The sequence below is a fragment of the Pseudoalteromonas sp. SWXJZ94C genome (assembly GCF_015864385.1).
Lineage (GTDB): Bacteria > Pseudomonadota > Gammaproteobacteria > Enterobacterales > Alteromonadaceae > Pseudoalteromonas.
The window spans coordinates 1-19,844 of the sequence record NZ_JADYXF010000041.1 but is presented as its reverse complement, the minus strand read 5'-3'; the positions used below and the strand labels follow the sequence as shown (position 1 = coordinate 19,844).

The 19,844-nt window shown below is 39.2% G+C and carries 9 protein-coding genes and 1 pseudogene; 2 read left to right on the top strand and 8 right to left on the bottom strand.

What is annotated here, in order from left to right; translation table 11 throughout:
* Positions 1-80 precede the first annotated feature (80 nt).
* The 6 genes from I6F65_RS16430 to I6F65_RS16405 all read right to left on the bottom strand — a co-directional run bounded on the left by I6F65_RS16430 (position 81) and on the right by I6F65_RS16405 (position 14,293).
* Positions 81-1,406, bottom strand: a complete 1,326-nt coding sequence (locus tag I6F65_RS16430) for a PAS domain-containing methyl-accepting chemotaxis protein (RefSeq protein WP_197113965.1) — start codon at positions 1,404-1,406, stop codon at positions 81-83.
* Between the two features lie 187 nt (positions 1,407-1,593).
* On the bottom strand, positions 1,594-3,648 hold the full coding sequence (gene recD, locus I6F65_RS16425; RefSeq protein WP_197113964.1) for an exodeoxyribonuclease V subunit alpha: 2,055 nt from the start codon (positions 3,646-3,648) through the stop codon (positions 1,594-1,596).
* Positions 3,645-7,223: an exodeoxyribonuclease V subunit beta gene (gene recB / locus I6F65_RS16420; protein ID WP_197113962.1), complete on the bottom strand. Its 3,579-nt coding sequence runs from the start codon at positions 7,221-7,223 to the stop codon at positions 3,645-3,647. Before recB ends, recD begins: the two co-directional genes overlap by 4 nt.
* Entirely contained in the window at positions 7,210-10,509 is a 3,300-nt protein-coding gene (recC, locus tag I6F65_RS16415) for an exodeoxyribonuclease V subunit gamma (protein WP_197113960.1), read from the bottom strand. The genes recB and recC overlap by 14 nt, the downstream gene beginning before the upstream one ends.
* Positions 10,510-10,677: 168 nt before the next feature.
* Positions 10,678-13,047, bottom strand: coding sequence for a TonB-dependent receptor (locus I6F65_RS16410; protein WP_197113958.1), 2,370 nt, complete (start codon positions 13,045-13,047; stop codon positions 10,678-10,680).
* A gap of 202 nt (positions 13,048-13,249) precedes the next feature.
* Entirely contained in the window at positions 13,250-14,293 is a 1,044-nt protein-coding gene (locus I6F65_RS16405; RefSeq protein WP_197113956.1) for an alkene reductase, read from the bottom strand.
* Between the two features lie 238 nt (positions 14,294-14,531).
* Here I6F65_RS16405 and I6F65_RS16400 point away from each other — a divergent pair, with 238 nt between their 5' ends.
* Positions 14,532-14,921: a DUF2750 domain-containing protein gene (locus I6F65_RS16400; protein WP_166113338.1), complete on the top strand. Its 390-nt coding sequence runs from the start codon at positions 14,532-14,534 to the stop codon at positions 14,919-14,921.
* Positions 14,922-15,188: 267 nt separating this feature from the next.
* Here I6F65_RS16400 and I6F65_RS16395 read toward each other — a convergent pair whose 3' ends face one another.
* On the bottom strand, positions 15,189-16,514 hold the full coding sequence (locus tag I6F65_RS16395; protein WP_197113955.1) for an OprD family outer membrane porin: 1,326 nt from the start codon (positions 16,512-16,514) through the stop codon (positions 15,189-15,191).
* Between the two features lie 480 nt (positions 16,515-16,994).
* Between I6F65_RS16395 and I6F65_RS16390 the strand changes: the two genes are divergently transcribed.
* Positions 16,995-19,670, top strand: a complete 2,676-nt coding sequence (locus I6F65_RS16390) for a CHASE domain-containing protein (protein ID WP_197113954.1) — start codon at positions 16,995-16,997, stop codon at positions 19,668-19,670.
* A 63-nt stretch (positions 19,671-19,733) separates the two neighbouring features.
* Here I6F65_RS16390 and I6F65_RS16385 read toward each other — a convergent pair.
* A pseudogene (locus I6F65_RS16385) lies at positions 19,734-19,844 on the bottom strand (IS5/IS1182 family transposase); the annotation flags it as partial.

Below are 19,844 nucleotides of genomic sequence, written 5' to 3'. Positions count from 1 at the left end.
TTAAGGTCGAAAACCAATTCCTGCAGCCATTCACTATGCCTTTGTATTCTACAAGTCTGCATTCATACAACTTGAATAAATTAACCGTTAGCTTTAAGTTCACTGGTAAATTGCCCAATCGCATTCACAACTTCTTGTGCGCCTTGTTGGATCTCTTGCATCACTTCACCAGATTCTTTAGATAACGCTAAACCTTGCTCTGCTTTTTCTTTACCTTTTTCTATTACAGCCACCGTATTTTGGGTTTGTGATTGGTTACGCTGTACAACTTCTACAATCTCTTCGGTCGCTTTTGAGGTACGCGATGCAAGCAATCGCACTTCATCTGCAACCACAGCAAAACCTCGACCCTGCTCGCCGGCTCTAGCGGCTTCAATTGCGGCATTTAATGCTAATAAGTTTGTTTGTTCGGCAATGCTACTAATGCTTTGTACAATACTCGATATTTGCTGCGACTGCTGATCAAGCGCTGATATTTCATTTGCAGCTTGTTCCATATTTACAGCCAGCTCGGTCATTACAGCGACTGTATCTTGTATAACGCGAGCGCCTTGCTCTGCTTTTTTATCTGTCTGTGTTGAGGTGCTATAAGCAATTTCGGCTGCTTGTGATATAGCAATCTCTTGATTTACTTGATCGGTTATAACGGTTGCAAACTTCATTACTTTATAAAGCTCATTCGCGTCATTTGAGATTGGATTATAAGACGCTTCTAACCATACAATATTGCCATGCTTATCAACACGTTTAAAGCGCTCTGCAATAAACTTACCTTCTCTCAATTTAGCCCAAAATTGTAGATACTCTTTTGAGTTAGATTCTGACGATTCACAAAACGTACGGTGATGTTTACCTAGTATTTCATTTTCTTTGTAACCCATTGCAGCCAAAAATTGATCATTTGCTTTTAAAACATGTCCTTCTAAATCAAACTCAATTACCGCCATAGAACGATATATAGCTTTAATAGTATCGCTTTGCTCGCGAGAAGCTGTAATTGTTTTTGTAAGCACGCTACCAAATACAGAAAAATAGAGCAGCTGATCTTGCTCCCCTTTTACAGGATGTACTATTAAACGTAACCATTCTGCCTTACCGTCACTTCGTGTAACTTGTAGTGCACCACCCCAATGTCCTTCTTTTTTAATAGCTTGCTGTAGGTTTTTAAATTCTAAAGATTGACGAGACGAATCTGTAATAAAATCGTCAAAAGAATTATTAGTTAGATCGTCTTCACTGTAGCCTAGGTTTTCTAAAAACTTATCATTGGCGTGCGAAATTCGGCCATCATAAAGAATGTTTAGTACTAACATCTCTCGGTAAAGCCCTTCCCACACTTGTTGTAATGGGTAAAGTTCAGCTTTTAGAGAAGCTATTTCGTTTTGTTTATTTTTAGAAAAAAACATTAATATCCCTACTAATACATTCGATATGAAATTAATTTTATTATAGAAGATATTATTTATAACGCGATAAATAATAAGGGCTTTAATTACTAGATTCAGAAAGTTTTAAAATAGCCAATACATAAACACTGGTATCTACAAATATGTGGATACATCAATAAAATAACTTCTATGTCCCAGCAGAACCTTAATTCTCAAACTTCAACCTTTCATATAAACCAGATGCTCTCGATACGCTTTTATTCATTGCTAATTGCAATACTTTTTTGTCAGCCACCAGCTCAAAGGTGTTTTTAGCACGGGTTATTCCCGTATACACTAATTGCCTGTTAATACCCATGCGCGCTTGTTTTAGCGGTGGCAGTACCATGGCTGTGTAGCTAAACTCTGAGCCTTGTGATTTATGAATCGTCATTACATATACTTTATCGTGCGCAGGGAGTCGTGCTGGCGAAAATGCTCGTTGATTACCTTGCTCGTCAATAAATATGGCTTTGAGCTGATTACTTTCATCGGGCATTAAAATACCAATATCACCGTTAAATAACTTAAGTTGATAATCGTTTTGGCTCACCATAATAGGCATACCCGTGTAGTGGTGAGTATTAGGACTTACGGTAATTAAACCTTGCTGTTGCAAAACGCGCTCTATTCGCTGATTTAAGCTATGCACGCCGTAATCGCCCTCTCGCACTGCAGCTAAAAGCTGATAACTAGCAAAAGCGGCATGTACCTGTGCAACACTTGCACCTTGGGCTATTAAGTTAAGGTACTTTGCATAATGACTTGCTGCACTTTTAACGAGCTTTTCAATCGGTTTTGCTACAAAGTCGTAATCTAAAATTACATCGTTAAAACGCCCTTCAGTACTTTCTTGCTCTACGTAATTTAAAATACCGGTGTTATTGGTGTTTACCGCAAGTGCGAGTTGACCAATACCGCTTTGTGCGTCAAATCGATAACTGTGCTGTAAAAAGGCAATGCAATCTGCAAGTTTAAATTCACTCACGCTTTGCGATACGAGTTTAGGTTTATTATTAAAACATAAACTATTTAGCTCATCACAACGTGCTTGCGAGTAGCTTGGCGTTTGCCCAAGTGTTAAACCTTGGCATAAATCGCTCATTACACTGCCGGTATCTACCGAGGCAAGTTGATCTTTATCACCTAGGAGTATTAATCGCGCGTGCGCGGGCAGTGCTTCTATTAATTTAGCCATCAGCGATAAATCGACCATACTGGCTTCATCAATAATTAGTACATCTAAATGCAGCGGATTGCTTTTGTTATGCCTAAATTTATTAGTAAACGGTTTTACACCCAATAAGCGATGAATAGTTTGAGCGCTTTGCGGGATCAGCGTTTTTATATCATCAGGGATCGTTGTGAGCTTATTTTTGGCACCTAAAATAGATTCACTTAAACGTGCAGCTGCTTTACCAGTGGGTGCCACCAGCTTAATACTAAGAGGTGCTGTTTCATAAAGTGACTGCAAAATAGCCAGCAACTTAGTCACTGTGGTAGTTTTACCTGTACCTGGGCCACCCGTGATCACACTAAAGCCTTTGGTGGCGGCAATCGCACACGCCACTTTCTGCCAATCAGTCTCAATTGTTGAATCAGCAGGAAAATAGGTATTTAAAAGTTCAGCCAATACTTCATTATTAATATTGAGCTTTCGCTCGCTCATGCTTAATAATCTATCCGCGAGTGTTTGCTCATAACCGGCAAGGCGCGCAAAATAAAGTCGCTCGTTAAATAATTGTAGTGGTTTACTCTCGCCTACGCTTTCATGGTTTTGTAAATAACTAAGCGCTGTGTGTACATTAAAATTATCACTAAACGGGCTTAGCGCACTGGGTACATTTCCATCGAGTTTATTAAAGTCACTGTTGCGCAAGTTAAAAGGATTATTCCAATCAACTTCATTTAAGGTTAGGCAGCTATGTTGGCTTTGCTGCGATAAGCACAGCAATAAAATAATATAAAACAGTTCATTGTGAGTTTGATCAATGTCATTAGCACACAGTAATTCTGCGAGTTTAACATCAACTACACGTAGTCGGTTTTGCGCTAATAAATACTCAAGTAGCGGGACTTCGATAATCGTATTATTTAACACAATGTCCTCTAATGGGGCATCTTGTGCTACATTTTTTGAAGTAAGAGGCTCTGCGGCTTCATTATTAAGTGTCTCGTCTATATCGTCAAACAAGCCAGGTTGCTCATTTAAATCGCTCATAGCATGGCTCCTTGGCTAAATAAGCCATCTAAAATAATCACTTGTTCTTCAGTTAGCTTTTTAACGTACACGCCTTGCCCCGCCGGCATTCCACGTAAAAACGTGTAATACACGCCGCCTAAATGGGTTTCTATCGAGTAATCAGCTATACGTTGTTTTAATAAACGATGCAGCGCTACCGTGTAAATTAAATACTGTAAATGATACTGATGGCTGCTCATCGCTTGCTCAAGCATATCGCCTTCGTAATCAGCTGGCGTACTGCCTAAATAATTAGACTTATAATCTAAAATATAATACTTGCCTTGGTAGCAAAATATTAAATCAACAAAGCCCTTTAACAAACCTTTTACCTGTGAAAATTCAAGCTTACTTTGCGTAAAGCCAAAATGTTTAACCAGCATTTCGTTTAGCTTTGGTGCACTTAAGCTCTCAAGTGGTAAATTAAACTCCATTTCGACTAGGCAATCATTGGGTGTAAGCACACCCAATGAAAGAAGGCTGTTTTCTAGAGAGCTTTTATCTAGGGGGCACGCAAGAACATCAAGCACCCATTTTTCAGCCACTTCTCGCCATTGCTCACCTATGTGGTATTTTTCAAGGCTGCGCTTAACTACCTCAGATAAGTTTTGCTCGGTATTAGTTGGGTGAACTATTGGGCTAATAAAATCTATTTGTTCGAATATTTCATGCAAACAGCTACCCGGCTTTGGCCCTTTAGGAAAGCTATAAGGTGATGGTAGTTCGTCCTCTTGCACTGCAAACTCGTCTTTTTCGTGATCTTCATCACTTCGCCCTGGGGCTAATTGGTCGCTATGCTTTTTAAAGCTTAACGCACTAAAGCTGGTTGCTCGCCAGTTACGCTCAATATTCGCCGTTACTCTATTAACACTTAATGTTTGCTGCGCAATTTTGCTATTACTAAAACAAAGCGTGCCCTGCTCTAATAACGTTTGTGAGGTAAATTGCTGATAGCTCATCGCGCTATTAGCGTCGCAAAACTCACTTAAATGCGTGCGCCATGTTTGGCTACTGGCAAGTTCAAGCCCTGCAAATAACACGTGTCCTAGTGCACTACTTTGCATAGCTAAGCGGCTACTTTGCCCTTGCCCTATGTTATAAACACCAAGCGCACAAAAATGCACAGCGCGAGTAAGTGCTACATACAGCAGGCGTAAATCTTCAGCTAAGCGTTCTTGTTCTGCTTTTTGCAGGGCATCTTCGTCTTTACTTAAATCGTAGATTAGCTTGCCGTTATTGTGATAAAGCGCTTCTTTTGTTTCGCGATAGCCACTGGCAAATGGCATAAATACCAGAGGGTATTCAAGCCCTTTTGAGGCATGCATAGTGACAATTTTAACTAAGTTGGCGTCACTTTCTAGGCGTACCTGTACTGTTTCACCGTCTTGTTGGCTTACCTTTTGTGCAAACCAGCGCAGCAAACGTAGCGTGCCTTCAAGCTCTATTTGTTTTTGCTGAAGTATTTCGCCCAAATGCCTAAAGTCAGTCAGCCAACGCTCAACGTTATATCCCAATCCTTGCCATTTAGCGCTAAGCTGGTTATGGCTCATTAAGCGCTCAAGCATTGCCATAGCGCCTTGCTTGTTCCAAATGTGGCTAAGCTGTGCAAAAAAGTTTAAGTACTCTTGCCATTTATTTTCATCATCGGCGAGTGCATGTATTTCGTTATAACTTAAACAAAATAGTGGACCAGCTAAAACACCGCGCAGCAATGACTCATCATATTGTCCATGCAGCGCTGTTAAAAAGTTAAGTAGGTGATGGCTAAGCTCTTGGCTAAAAACGCTTTCTCGCGATAAATACACGCTGGCTATTTTGGCTTCGCTAAGCGCTTTTTTCATTATTTGCGCTTCAACACGGTCGCGCACTAATATACAAATATCGGCAGCGCTTACAGGGTTACTGCCAATACACGCGTCCCCCTGTTTTGCTTTTTCAAGCAGGGTCACTATTTTATTAGCAAAGTGAGTGGCTAAATGCGCTTGCCCTACACCTTTGTTAGTTGGTTTGTTCTTTTCATCGGCGGCTTCATCCACAAATACATTAAATTCGAATGCGGTAGCGGGTTTGCCATCAATTAAAAAAGAGTCATCCGCTTTTTTACCTTTAGCAGCTACTGCGTTAAACGGTATAGCGTCGTTATAAATAAAGCTGTTAGCGTGTTTGCCAAATAAACTATTAACGCTATTTACTATATCGGTGCTTGAGCGAAAGTTAGTACCCAGCGTAAATTGCTGATCAATCTGTACAGCTTCTTTTGCGCCAATATACGTAAAAATATCCGCGCCCCTAAAGCCATAAATAGCCTGTTTAGGGTCGCCTATCATGGCAAGCGTGGTATTTTTTTGCCCATAAATTTCACTAAAAATACCGTACTGAATCGGATCGGTATCTTGGAATTCATCAATCATGGCAACCGGAAACAACTGCGCAATTTTTTGCGCCAGTACGTCGCCTTGCTCGTTATTAAGCGCACTGTGTAAATTGGTCAGTAAGTCATCTGGGGTGATCACGCTTTGCTCTTGCTTGCGCTTAACTATTGCGGCTTTTACCCAGCGTGCTGCATGTTGTACAACCGCTATTTTAAGCCCTTGGTTTATGGTGTTGTTAAGGGCGGCAAGCTCGTCAAACTGACTCAGTAATGGATGCACAAATAATGGCTGATTTTTTTTATAGTTGCCTGCATCGCTTAAGTTTTCTGTACTCCATACTTCAAACGAATACTTGCTAGTGCCAAATTCAAAAAACAAATCGCCGCCTAAACAAAATGTCTCAAGCGCACCAAGGCTGCCTTTTCGTGCTGGCGTTTTAGACCCGCTTAAACCCGAGCCTTTTATAGCACCTATAAATTCTTGCTCTAACACCGCTTTTTTAAATGCAGGTACACGGGTTATGTATTCGTCGCGGGCTTTCCACACATCGTCTAAATTTATTTGTGGTGTAATGTGCGCATTAGCTTTGTTTAAAATGCTCGCCACTTGAGCAAATAAAGCCTCTGGTGCGGCAAATACATCTAAAATAGTATCGGTGCGTTCTTTGTTAAGTGGGTATACAAATGCACGCCAAAAATCTTTAATGGTTTCGAGCAGTATGTCGCGCTCATCTAAAATAAATTCGAGATTAAACGCCACACCCGACTCAAACGCATGTTGTTTTAGCATCCGCTGACAAAAGCCATGGATGGTAAAAATAGCGGCTTCGTCCATTGATTTAGCAGCTGCATCGAGTAAATCAAAGGCGCGGTGTTTATCGTCAATTTTGGCAATTACGCCTTCAATGAGTTCGTCATTTGGGTCTTGCCCAAGCAATGCGTCGCGCGCAGCAATAATTCGGCTGCGTACGCGGTCTTTAATTTCTTGGGTGGCGGCGTCGGTAAAGGTTACTACCAAAATTTGCTCAACACTGAGCGGCGTATTTAACTCACCTTCTATTTGCATACCTAGTAAGTAACGTAAATACAGCCCCGTAATTGTATAAGTTTTACCAGTACCCGCACTGGCTTCTATTAAACTTTGACCAATGAGCGGCATAGTAAGAGGATTAAGCGCTTGCATGGTCACTCTCCTTTGCGTGTTCAAATAAAGGCGTGAGCAATTTATCACTCCATTTTATAAATTCTTCTTGGCAGTCGTTTAGCGATTGCACCGTTAAGCGAATATACGGATTTTCGCCCTCGCCTCGCCCTATGTATTGCGGGCTAAATTTGCTCATTGCTTTTGTTATATCGCCGCCGCTTTTAACGTATTCATAACCACTTACCGGAAAAAATGGCACTGGCTCTGCGCGCAGCGCTTTGTATAACTCAAACCAATCAGCTAATAGTGCATCGGCATCAGCTTTATTAATTGGCGCAAAGGTAATTTGCTTATCAAGCCCAAGTAACAATGTTTCTACTTGTTGATCCATACTTTGCGCTGCGAGGTGATAAATAAAGCCTTTAATTAAATCTTTCGCTTTAATACTCGCGCTGCGATAAAACACTTGTTTTTGCAAATACACATGATTGAGCCAGCCCTCTATTTTAGTGCCTTCGATGGTAAGCAAAACTTCTATTGGCTCACTTTTTCCGCCTTTAATGTGCTCTTTTACTTGCCCTGCAAGCGCATCAACTCGGTGCTCCATACTTTCAAATATGAGGCTGCCTACATTAGCTTGAGGTAACTCTCCCCGCTGCAGTATTTGTTCGGTACTTAGTGGTTGCTCGTTTATATTGGCTTTAAGTATTTCATCAAGATAAAAATAACGGCGCAGCGCATCTAGGCTAAATGGCTCTTCGTCTTTTGCTACTTCGTTAAATTGTGGCAGGCGTAAACCTAGTGTTTGTTGATAAAAGCTCTCTTGTGCGCTGCACACACTTCTAATAAACACATCTAGATCTAACTGCTCTGGCACAATCACATCAAGCGCAATAACCGGTTGTGGTTTAATTGACTCACTTGGCAGCCAAATTGGGTTGTAACTGTGGTTACTCAGCACAGTATTAGCTTGCTCATCGGCTAAATAATAATGGCTATTAAAGGGCTGTAAATGCTGCTGATTAATTAGACATGCTGGCAGTGTTTTTTCGCTTTTATTGCTTAATACAAAACTACGCCCTATGTATTCTAACAACTCACTTACAAGGGTTGATGGCATGCGCGGTTGGTTATCAAAACACGAGCGACCAATGTAACTCATGTATAAGTTGTCGCGGGCACTTAATAGCGCTTCTAAAAATAAGTAGCGGTCATCTAATTTACGTGATCGGTCACCTTTTTGCTTTTTAGAATAGGGCACCAAGTCAAAACCAATGGGTTGTACGTTACGTGGGTAATCGGCATCGTTTAAGCCCAGCATACATACCACTTTAAATGGCACGGCGCGCATGGGCATAAGCGTACAAAAGTTTACTTGCCCGACCAAAAACCGCTGCCCTACGCCTTTTTCTTGAATGCCTTGTTTAATTAAGTAACTAACAATACGCTGCGAAACCGCTTTACTGTAATCGCCGTTGTCGTGGTGTTTTTGTAATTCTTCGAGCACGTTTTGAAGTACTAATAAATCCCAGCTGTCATCGCTTTCACTTTCGTATATAGCGTTTAGTAGCTCGCTTAAAATATGCGCTTTATTAGTGAGCGTATCGTCGGGCGTTAGCTGCTCTTTAAAGCTTTGCAGTACATCAATAAAGTGCACGAGCTTATTGAGTGTATCGAGCGCCATGCCTTCTACTTCGTCAGCGCTGTAAATACCGTTAAACGGGCATTGTTCGTCGCGCATAGCAATACCAAGCAGTAAACGGTTAAGCCCATGTTGCCAGGTATTTAAATCGATAGCGGGTAAATCAAAGCTGCTTTTATGCGCTGCGTTTATACCCCATTTAACCCCAACACGTTCAAGCCAGTATTGAATTTGCTCGTATTCGTGCGCTTCAAGCCCAAATTTTTCGGCTATTTGCGTCACTTGTAATAAATCGAGAATATCCGACACACCAAAGCGCGAAAACGGTAAGTTAGCTAAACTCGCAAATGAGCTAAGGACAGGCTTTTCTTGCTCTATGGCTAAATCGGCCAATGCGTAAGGAATAAAGCGGCTGCCTTGTGCTCCACCAAATACGGCTTCAATGTAAGGGCTGTAAGTGCCTACATCGGGCATCATGACAATTATGTCTTTGGGGGTAAGCGCTGGGTTTTGATTAAATAAGTTAAGTAAGTAGTCGTGCAAGCGCTCAACTTCTCTGAGCGGTGTATGGCAATCGCTGAGCGTAATGCTGGTGTCGGTTGCGCTGATTGGTAATTTACCTTCGTCGTTTATAAACCACTCTTTGTTATCGGTCAGCGATTCACCTTTAAACGCAAGCTGATAAATCTCGCTTTGTACTTGCCCTAGTAACGTGTCGTCAAACACATCAATAAAGCCATCAATCCAACGGGCATCTAGCTGTACAAGTTGTTCAAAGTAGTCGCGACCTAATTTACCCCACGACGATAACAATGGATTACCAATAAAGTAGTATTCTTCGTCTGGATTGGTTTGTTTTTTTTGTTGCGCTTCCACCAGCGGCATTTTGGCGTATTTAGCGCTTATTTTAGCTGCTGTTTTTTCATCTATAATATCGCCCCAGTAATGCTCACTCGGGTTAAAAAAGAATAATATAACCTCTGTTTTTTTACTCAGTGCTTCAAACACCTCAAGCTGGGAGCTGGCAATCGCCGATATACCAAATAAGCTAATGCGTTGTGGCAGTAAGCTATTGTCCATAGTCTCAAGTGCAGCAAGTAGCTGCCCTTGCATATTAGCGCGATGAAATTGGCTCTGCCCAAGTTCTTGGCTTAGTTTTACAATGCGTCGCCATAAGTCAGGTTGCCATGGGGCAATGGCTACATCTACATCATCAAGCTCATCTTTGCCACTATCCCATGTGGCTATCCAGTGCGGTCGGTACATTAAATATTGGTCGTACACATCGGCTATTTTTTCGCATAGCGCAAAGGTTTTTTGCCCGTCAATATCGCCCTCTAAATAGGTTTTTAGCGGTAAATAAAGCGGTTCATCAATGCAGGTTGGTAAAATTGCAAACAATTTCCAAGCAAGGTTGGGCTTATTAAATGCCGACTCTTTAGGGACATTTGGCAGTAATTGCTGATACAACTGCCAAATAAAGCTCGACGGCAGCGGAAAATCGACCTGCGCCGCAACCCCTAAGTTTTCGCTCAAACCTATTTTTAACCACTGCGACATACCCGGCGATTGCACTAGCACTACTTCTTTATCGAACGGGCTTTGCAATGGGTTTACTTTTAACAGCTGGTGGAACTGCGCTTGCAGGGCTTCCATCCGGTTTGATTGAATAATATTTAGCATATAACACTGACCTTGCTTGAGATAAAACCAGTGTAAGATATTTTTAATATTAGGGGTAGTTATTCACTGAAATTGGTTCTAATAAATCAATACGTTAGTCATTAAATAAAATAAAGCCCATCAGTGATGGGCTTTATTTTAATTCAATTGCTAAGCCTAATTCTAAACTTAAAAGTCAGCGGTAAATGTAACTGCTGCGGTGCGAGGCGCACCAATGTAATAAGTAGAGCCATTACCTGTGCCACCTGCTAAATAGCTTTTGTCTGTAACGTTATAAACAACAAACGATATATCAATGGCTTTAAACGGACCTGCATCTACATCAGTTGAGTAGCCAGCATTAAAATCAAGTACGGTGTAGCTGTCAACTTTATTGCGGGCGCGAGTGTCTTCATCTTGCCATGCACCTAAACGCTCGCCTGTGTATTTAGCCGATAAACCAACACGAAATCCATCGCTAAAGTAGTCGGTAGATACTACAAATAAATCTTCTGATGAGTCTATTATGCTGTCGCCTTCTCTAAAGCTTGGTGCTACATCATTGCCACTTTCATCTTTTAATATTACGCCTTGTGAGTCGTATGCATTTGGATCATCGGATGAATACTCAGAGCTGCTATTAGTATACGACGAGTACACGCTCCAGCTTGGTGTTAACATATAGCTTGCTGCAAGCTCGAGCCCATTTGAGTCAATGCCTCCTACATTTACGTACGAGCCATTTGTACCAATCGTGTAATCAATGCCGTCTGTGCCACTGCCTGGAGCAATAAAGGTAATGCGGTTATCAAACTTAACACTGTAAGCCGTCGCTGTAAGGGTTAACCTGTCGGCTTGATAACGTATGCCAAAGTCTATGTTGTCGGCCGTTTCTGGCTTTATGTTTGTAAGCGTTGAGCTGTCTCGTTCAAGCACACCGTCTTTTATTGCGGAAAAATTCTCGCTGTAACTGGCAAATAATTCTGTGCTGTTATTTAGCTGATACAACACACCGCCACTAAATAACACATCTGAGTCACTGTCTACTTTATCTGAACTTTCGTTAGCAAAGTGGTCGTACTTTTGTAACTCAACTAAATACTGTTTTGCACCAATATTTAATGTTAAATCGCCAAAATTAATTGAGTCTTGTAGGTACCATTTGAATGTATCGGTATCAAAGGTGTTTTTGTATTGTGTCCAGTAAGGCGTGCTATCAAAGTGATGATAAATACGTGCGTCAATTACTTTGTGCCAATCACGAGATTCGTCACGCTCACTTTGCTCATACCAAAAGCCCGCTTCTATATCGTGATAACCAAATGTAGCTTGGTAGTTTGCCGTTACACCTAGACGATCTTTGTTGTAATGTGTATGGCGGTATGACATGACAGGCGTTGCTGTTGCATCGTAACACGCAGGATTTAAACCAGCACCCGACTCCCACGGCCAGCTCAAACTTTGCGTACAATCGGCATTGGGTGCAAGCGGGTTGCCTTCACTATCAGCAAAACCATAAGAGCCTGCATTAGTGCCGCCCTCGGTTGTTGGTTCGCCATTTTCATCAACAGGTGTTGTTAAGTAAGGTGGGATCCAATCGCCGCGACCTGAATTTTTATGGTAATAAGGGCTGACGGTTAATAATGAGGTTGGCGAAATCGCGTATTCAAACTTTAAATAGCCTAAGGTATTTTCACGGAGCGTCCCCCAACCTTCTGCAAACATTTGGTCAAAGTGCGGAACTCCCGTCCAATTCCATGTGAGCTGATCCCAATCGGGCGTTTGTTCAAACTGCTCAAGGCTTACACTGTTATAGTTTGTCTCGCTTACATCGTCGTAAGATAAGCGCCCGGTAAGTGTTAAGTCGTTAAAATTAGATACAAACTTAACCTCAGCATGTTGGTTGTCTTTCCCCCCATTACTGCCTGAGCCAATCCAACGACTTGTGTCGGTTTGCGAGTAACTTACGTACGCTTCGGTGTTATCAAAAACAGTGCCTGTTTCGTGTTTAAAGTAATAACGCGTGGCATCGTGACTCCCTGAGGTATAAGCAAAAGTAGTGCCCTTTTCAAGGCTTGGATCTTTACTTACAAAGTTAAATGTACCGCCTAGCGCTTCAAGTGAAGCCGATTTAATATCAGACGTACCTTGGCCAACTTCTACCGTTGCTAAGTTTTCGCTATCTAGGTAGCGGTTAGCTTTTGCACCACCGCCATAATTAGAGCCTCCATTGGGAATGCCATCAACGGTCATTCCTAATTGCTGTTGGTTCCCATCAATACTGAAACCACGCATGGTAATTGTAGTAGACCAATCGTCGCCACCAAATGCATCACCTTCGTTTATGCTAATCCCTGGTAAATTATCAATAACTGATAATATGCTCGATACCGAACTTTGTTGCTCAAGCATTGCAGGCTCAATAACATTGTTAGCGTAACTCGTTGGTTTAGCAACCACGGTTACTTCTTCTATGGTGCTGTCGTTAGCATGAACAGATGTTGATACAGCCATGGCAATAGCCATGCTCAAAAGCGATTTGTTTTTTAAAGCGTACATTGTTGTCCCGTTTAGTTTTAATTATGAAATATGAAAACGGGGACAGTATGAATTTTAAATATGACAACGAAGATGAACTTTATTTACATAAAGGTTAAACAAATATGGGAGATTTATGGCGGGAATATGTAAAAAAAAAGACACCCAATAGTTTCCCTTTGGGTGTCTTAATTATTTTTTAGAACTTATTACAAATAGTAATTTATTTCAATTGTGCAAGCATGTCATCGCTGTACGGTACTAACTCTTCACCGTTTGCAACTTTGCTAATATAATCTGGATTTGCAATAAGTGGGCGACCAATCGCTATTAAGTCAAACTTGGCATTGTTAATAGCCTCTTTTGCTGACTCAAAACTATAACTACCCACGCCTACTAATGTACCTTTGTAGCCTGCCCGTAAAAATTCAGAGATGCTTTTGCCTTCAAGCGAGTCAAAGCGCATGCTGTCGTCAAAAATACCACCGTGTAAGTACGCTAATTTTCTGCTTTCAAGTTCTGTTAATAAGTAATCAAATACCGCTTTATCGCGGCTATCTTCGCTCATATTAAAATAAGCACCCGGTGTTAATCTAAGTGCAGTACGATCACTGCCTACAGCTGCAATAACTGCATCGGTTACTTCTAGTGCAAAACGCGACATATTCTCAGGCGTTTGACCGTATTCGTCGCTGCGTGTATTTGCAGCGTAATGTAAAAATTGGTCAACTAAATAACCGTTAGCACCGTGAATCTCTACCCCATCAAAACCAGCTTCAATAGCGTTTTCAGCGGCTTTTGCAAAATCAGCAACTAGACTTTTAATGTCATCAGTTGTGGCTGCTTTTGGTGTGATGTAGGTAAGCTCACGCATACGTGGTACAGAGCCTTCAACGCCAATTGCCGATGGAGCAAGTACATCGCCATCAAAAAAGTGAGGGTGTGCAACACGGCCAACATGCCATAGCTGTGCAAACATTTTGCCGCCATTAGCGTGCACTGCATCAGTTACTTTTTTCCAACCTTGAATTTGCTCACTGGTAAATAAACCCGGAGTATTTGGGTAACCTTGTCCGTCTGGGCGAATAATAGTTGCTTCGCTAATAATTAAACCGGTCTCGGCACGGCTAGCATAATATTCAACCATATCCTGCGTTGGCACTAAGTTATCGTCAGCCATGCAACGAGTTAGTGGTGCCATAAGTACGCGGTTTTTAAGCTCAATCGTGTTATTTAGTTTAAACGGTGCAAGTAGATCTGTTGTCATTTTTCAATCCTTCATTAAGAGTATGCTTAGTACAATGTGGTCTTTTTGCAAACATTCAAGTTTATTTTTGAATGATCGCTCAAATTAGTGAGAAAATTATACTGATCAAGATATAAATTAGATCTACATTGATGAAATTAAATAGCAACTTTTCAACACTCTGTCATATAACTCGATATACTTGTGTGCATATAATTTAGATATATTAATATCGATAGTAATTAAGAGTGAGCTAATTATGACAACGCCAAATACAAGCGAAGAACAAGCAGTAATTTTAGGACTTGGAGCAAAAAAACGTCTCGCCTATATGTTCGAAACCGTACAGCAATTTAAACAAGTATGGATTTTAAACGATGATGATGGCTGCGTTATGCTTGCCAACGAAGATGACGACTGCGTACCAGTATGGCCAACTCGCGAATTTGCAGAAGCATGGGCTACTGGCGAATGGGTTGGTTGCACAGCTAAAGCAATTCCACTTGCAGATTGGTTTAGTCGCTGGACACCGGGTCTTGAAGAAGATGACTTACTTATTGCTGCATTCCCAACAGAGGAAGATGATGGCACGATATTGTTTTCAGATGAGTTTGAAAAACAATTAAAAGCGCCAAAGCAAAAATATTAAATTTTGTTAGCATTAACTAAAAGTATCTATCTTTAGAGATTGAATTGACCTTGATGTATCGGGGTTTTAAGCTAAACAAAGTCTATAATTTTAGCGATTATATAAATATGCTAATTTCGACTTATAAATGCTAATAAGCCAATACAATGGTATTTTTAAAGGTTAATCACTAAATTTTAAACGCGATTACTATAAAAAGTAAGTCGCGTTTTTTATAGGCAATATTTTTAATTTTCATAACGCTCAATGTATTAACACCACATCACTTTAAAACTTAATAGTGTAATCGGCATATAAACGATGGTCGGCTCTATCGCCTTTAACGCCATCTACATTACCTATTTTTTCTGTATTGTAATCTAAAAACAACCAACGAAAGCTCAACCCCTTTATAGACTCAACGTTGTAACGAGTATCAATAGCCCAATATTTTTCATCGGCTTCACCCCCTAACTTACCTAAAGCTGAATTTTCTGCACCTGTACCGTTAGTATAATAAAACTTTGTTTTTAATCCTGGAACAAATGCTTTTAAGTTAATACCAAAGCGTGCTTGCCACGTTTTTTCGTTTTGATTAGTAAAATCGGCACCAATTAAAGACCTTGTTGGGAAAGGATTCGTACCATGATCACCACTAAAGTTGTCTTCTATCCAAGCATCACTTACTTTTGTAAAAGCAGCACCTACAGTCCAAATATCTTTTTTCCAATTTGCATCTAAATAATATGCTAGACCATCATTTTCACTATTAGTTAAACCTGCCAGAGCCCCAACTTTATCTTCATCGTCTAAATCACCACCCTCTGCGCCCGTTACAAATAAGTCACCATCATCTTTTGAGATAAATAAGCCACTCGAAAGCGTTAAATCACTCTGCTCTAACTTAATATCGTAACTCCCCCTAAAAGCCGCTTTTGCTAAATAATCTTGCGAACTAAAATACTCAGCTTCAAGGGTTAAATCATCTTTACTATAAGCTGTTCCTAATCCCCAAATAACGCTAATAGCACCTGTACTTGACTGGTCGGTTGAAAAATCCTCCCACTTTTTATCGTGTCTACGGCTCCACTTATCATAAATAAAGCCATATATTTTTGTATCACCAACGGTGTAATCTGCAAATACACCTCTAAATGTATTGGGAATTGCCCTACTCCCTGAACTTTTTAACAATATGCTGTTAGTTTTTTGACCCCCAATTTTAACATGCCCACTATTACCCAACTTAAAGTCTAAAAAATACTGTCCGAACTTTGAAAAACCGCCATCCACCTCACCACTTTTATTACCTGCGGGTAAAATATTCCCAGCTGCCGTACCTGTAGAGTTAATATTTAACACCGTATACGAGGAGACTCCTACGCTCATTAAATTATCAAAATATCCCGATGCATAATTTAGTTCAATCCCCTGCGCCAAAGTAGAATCGTCACTTGAATCTGCATCGTAATCGCGGTCAAAATAAATAGTTCTTAGTTTTATATTAAATTCATCTTGCGCTGTAAGCCCTTTAAAAGCAGCCTTAGATGGAATAGAAGCACACACCAAAATTGCGCCAATAACCATTACTAATTTCGAAACCCGATGAGCCATAGTTAACCCCACTAACGTTTTATTTAAGTGATTTACTAATTAAAAATATATAGGTAATCATTTAGCTTTTATTAAATATCTTAATTTAAAATATAGAACATAATTAAACTTAAGAGAGCCTCATATTTAATATTAGATAAAAGCAATTTTTGAACTGATAATCTAAAATTAAAAAAGCACGCTAAAAAATCGCATAAAACAATCCTTTTTACTGATAAAAATATATTTCTGCATTTATTATCAGTAAAAATAAGCAGACTAAATAAAATATTGTAGTAACTTTGCTTATTTAAATAGAGAGTTATTAGAGGAGAAATAGTCAAAATTAGATATTACTATTCACTTATATATACCTTAAACCACTGTGAAATATATATTTTATTAAGAAAACCAAGTTGTAACCTTGTAAATAAGTGCTATATTTAATTTGGTTACAATATATTCATGGTCCACTATAAAAACATAAAAAAGGATGAATTAATGGTTGCGATACGTTGGGCTAATAAAGGATTTTTGCTACAAGTAACCCTCCAGTTTACTCTTCTTATTATTGGTATTATTTTCACTTATTCTCAGCATATTAAATATCAGCAAGAACTCGACTCTAAAATTGCAACTGCTTTAGACAATAGATTAACAACTTTAACCACGGGCATAAGTAACCGAGTTGATCTTTATAAATATGGACTTTTTGGTTTAAAAGGGTTTATACATGGTATTGGTATTGATAATTTAGACTATCAAGCTATTTCGGATTACTCTCACAGTCGAAATTATGCGTTAGAATTTCCAGGCGCTAATGGCATTGGCTATATTAAAAAAGTCCCTTCAAATCAGTTAACACAATTTTTAGAAAATGCTAAAAATGAACGTCCTGATAAAACGTTTAATCTAAAAGAGCTTTCAAGTTATGACGATGAACGCTTTTTAATTCAGTATATTTTCCCTGAAAAAAACAACTTACAAGCAATAGGTCTTGATATTGGATCTGAAAGCATGCGCAGAAAGGCAGCATTATATTCAGCAATGAATAATAGTGCCCAGCTTTCAGCTCCCATAACTTTAGTTCAAGCCAATGAAAAAGCGCAGCAAGGCTTTTTAATTTTAATTCCCGTGTACAAAAATATTATAGTTCCAGAAGATAAAACACAGCGCCTAAAAGATTTGATAGGTTGGACCTACTCACCCTTGTTAATTAATAATATTTTAGATTCACTGTCTCAAGTTGACGAAAATTATTTGAGTATTAGTGATTTATACAACAATAGTGAATCTACTTTTTTTAACTATGGCGATGAAGGTAATAATTCTAAGTTTTTTGTATCTAGTACAACTCATATTATGGGTAGAGACTGGAAAATAACATTGCATGGTTCAAATGCTTTTATCGAAAATCTTCACTTACCTAACAAATATAAAGCGCTCGTTGATGGAGGATTTTTAACGATTCTTGCAATGTTATTTATATTTGCTTTACAGTTGTTCTTTTATAGAAAAGCACAAAGAATACAATTAGAAGTAGAAACAGCTAAAAAACATAAAAAAATACTTGAACACGCAAATTCAACTTTAGAAACTGAAGTAAAACTCCGAACACAGCAAATAGCCGATATAAGTACTCTACAACGTAGTATTTTAGACAGTGCAAGCTACTCCATCATTGCCACAGACAAGGATGGTTTAATAACTGAGTTTAACCCCGCAGCAGAAAAATTATTAGGCTATAAAGCTAACGAAGTTATTGGCATTACTAACCCGGCTCTTTTTCATATGGAAGATGAAATTGTAGAAAAAGCAAAACAACTAAGCATTGAGTTAAATAAACACATAGAGCCCGGCTTTAATGCACTAGTAATAAAAGCAACACCAACAGAGCCTGACGTTAACCAGTGGACGTACGTTGATTCAAACGGCAAGCATATTCAAATTAGTTTAAGTGTTACTTCTCTACTGAATAACAAAGCGCAAGTTGTTGGCTTTTTAGGTATAGCCTTTGATTTAACGCAACAAATAAAACACGAAGAAGCACTTGCACAAGCAAAAGAACTTGCTGAGCAAAGCTCTAAAGCAAAATCAGAATTTTTAGCAAATATGAGTCACGAAATTCGTACTCCTATGAATGGTATATTAGGTACTTTACAGTTACTACAAGAGCAACCACTTAACGTCAAATCAAAAATATTTTTAAAAAAAGCACTTTACTCAACCCGCTCTTTAACAACAATTATTAACGACATTCTTGATTTTTCTAAAATAGAAGCAGGTAAATTATCACTTGAAAATAAACCTTTTGAACTGTACGAATTAATAAATCACTTAGAATCAGATTTAGGAATTCCCGCTAAAGAAAAGAATATTTACCTGCGTTTTATTTCTAATATTGAACACAAGTATTGGGAAGGTGATTCAGTTAGACTCAGACAAATATTTTTAAACCTAATCTCCAACGCAATTAAATTTACACACGATGGTGGTGTTACTGTTGAATTTAAATTAACAGACGACAATAAAATCTGCGGTGTTATTTCGGACACAGGAATCGGTATTTCACAAGATGTAATTGATCGTTTATTCGAACGCTTTGAACAAGCAGAAACATCAACTACAAGAGAGTATGGCGGTACAGGTTTGGGGCTGCCAATCACTAAATCACTAATTAATTTAATGAAAGGCGAAATTAAAGTAACCAGTAAACTAGGTTCAGGTAGTAAATTTTTTGTTTATTTACCACTTAAGCAAGCTGACATTAAGCCAATGGATATAAATTTAAAAAATTTAGCGTTTCCTGATCTTACAAATAAAACAATTTTAATCGCCGAAGATAATAAAATTAATCAACTTGTAGCCTCTGCAATGCTTGAACCAACACATGCAAATATTGTAATAGCAAATAATGGACTCGAAGCAATAGAGCTTTATAAAAAGCTATTGCCCGATATAATTCTAATGGATATTCAAATGCCTAAAATGGATGGCTTTGAGGCATGTAAAAAAATTAAAGAAATAAACGATAAACAGATTATTGTTGCGCTCACAGCCAATGTATTTACTGAACAAAAAGAGCTCTACAAAAAGCTATTTGATGGTTATATTTCTAAACCAATAGAAAAACACGAACTAATTAAAGCCCTACATATTATAAGTAGCATAGAATAACGTTAAGAGTTTTTGAGATTAAAAAGTGCATATTAGGGGCTGTTGATCTTTGTAGTATATATATTAATCAGCCCACATTGGTAGCCACATCATAGTGAATGCTAAAGCGAGCATGGAATGATAATTCCGTTCAAGCTTTTCATACCTTGTAGCTATCCCTCTATATTGTTTGAT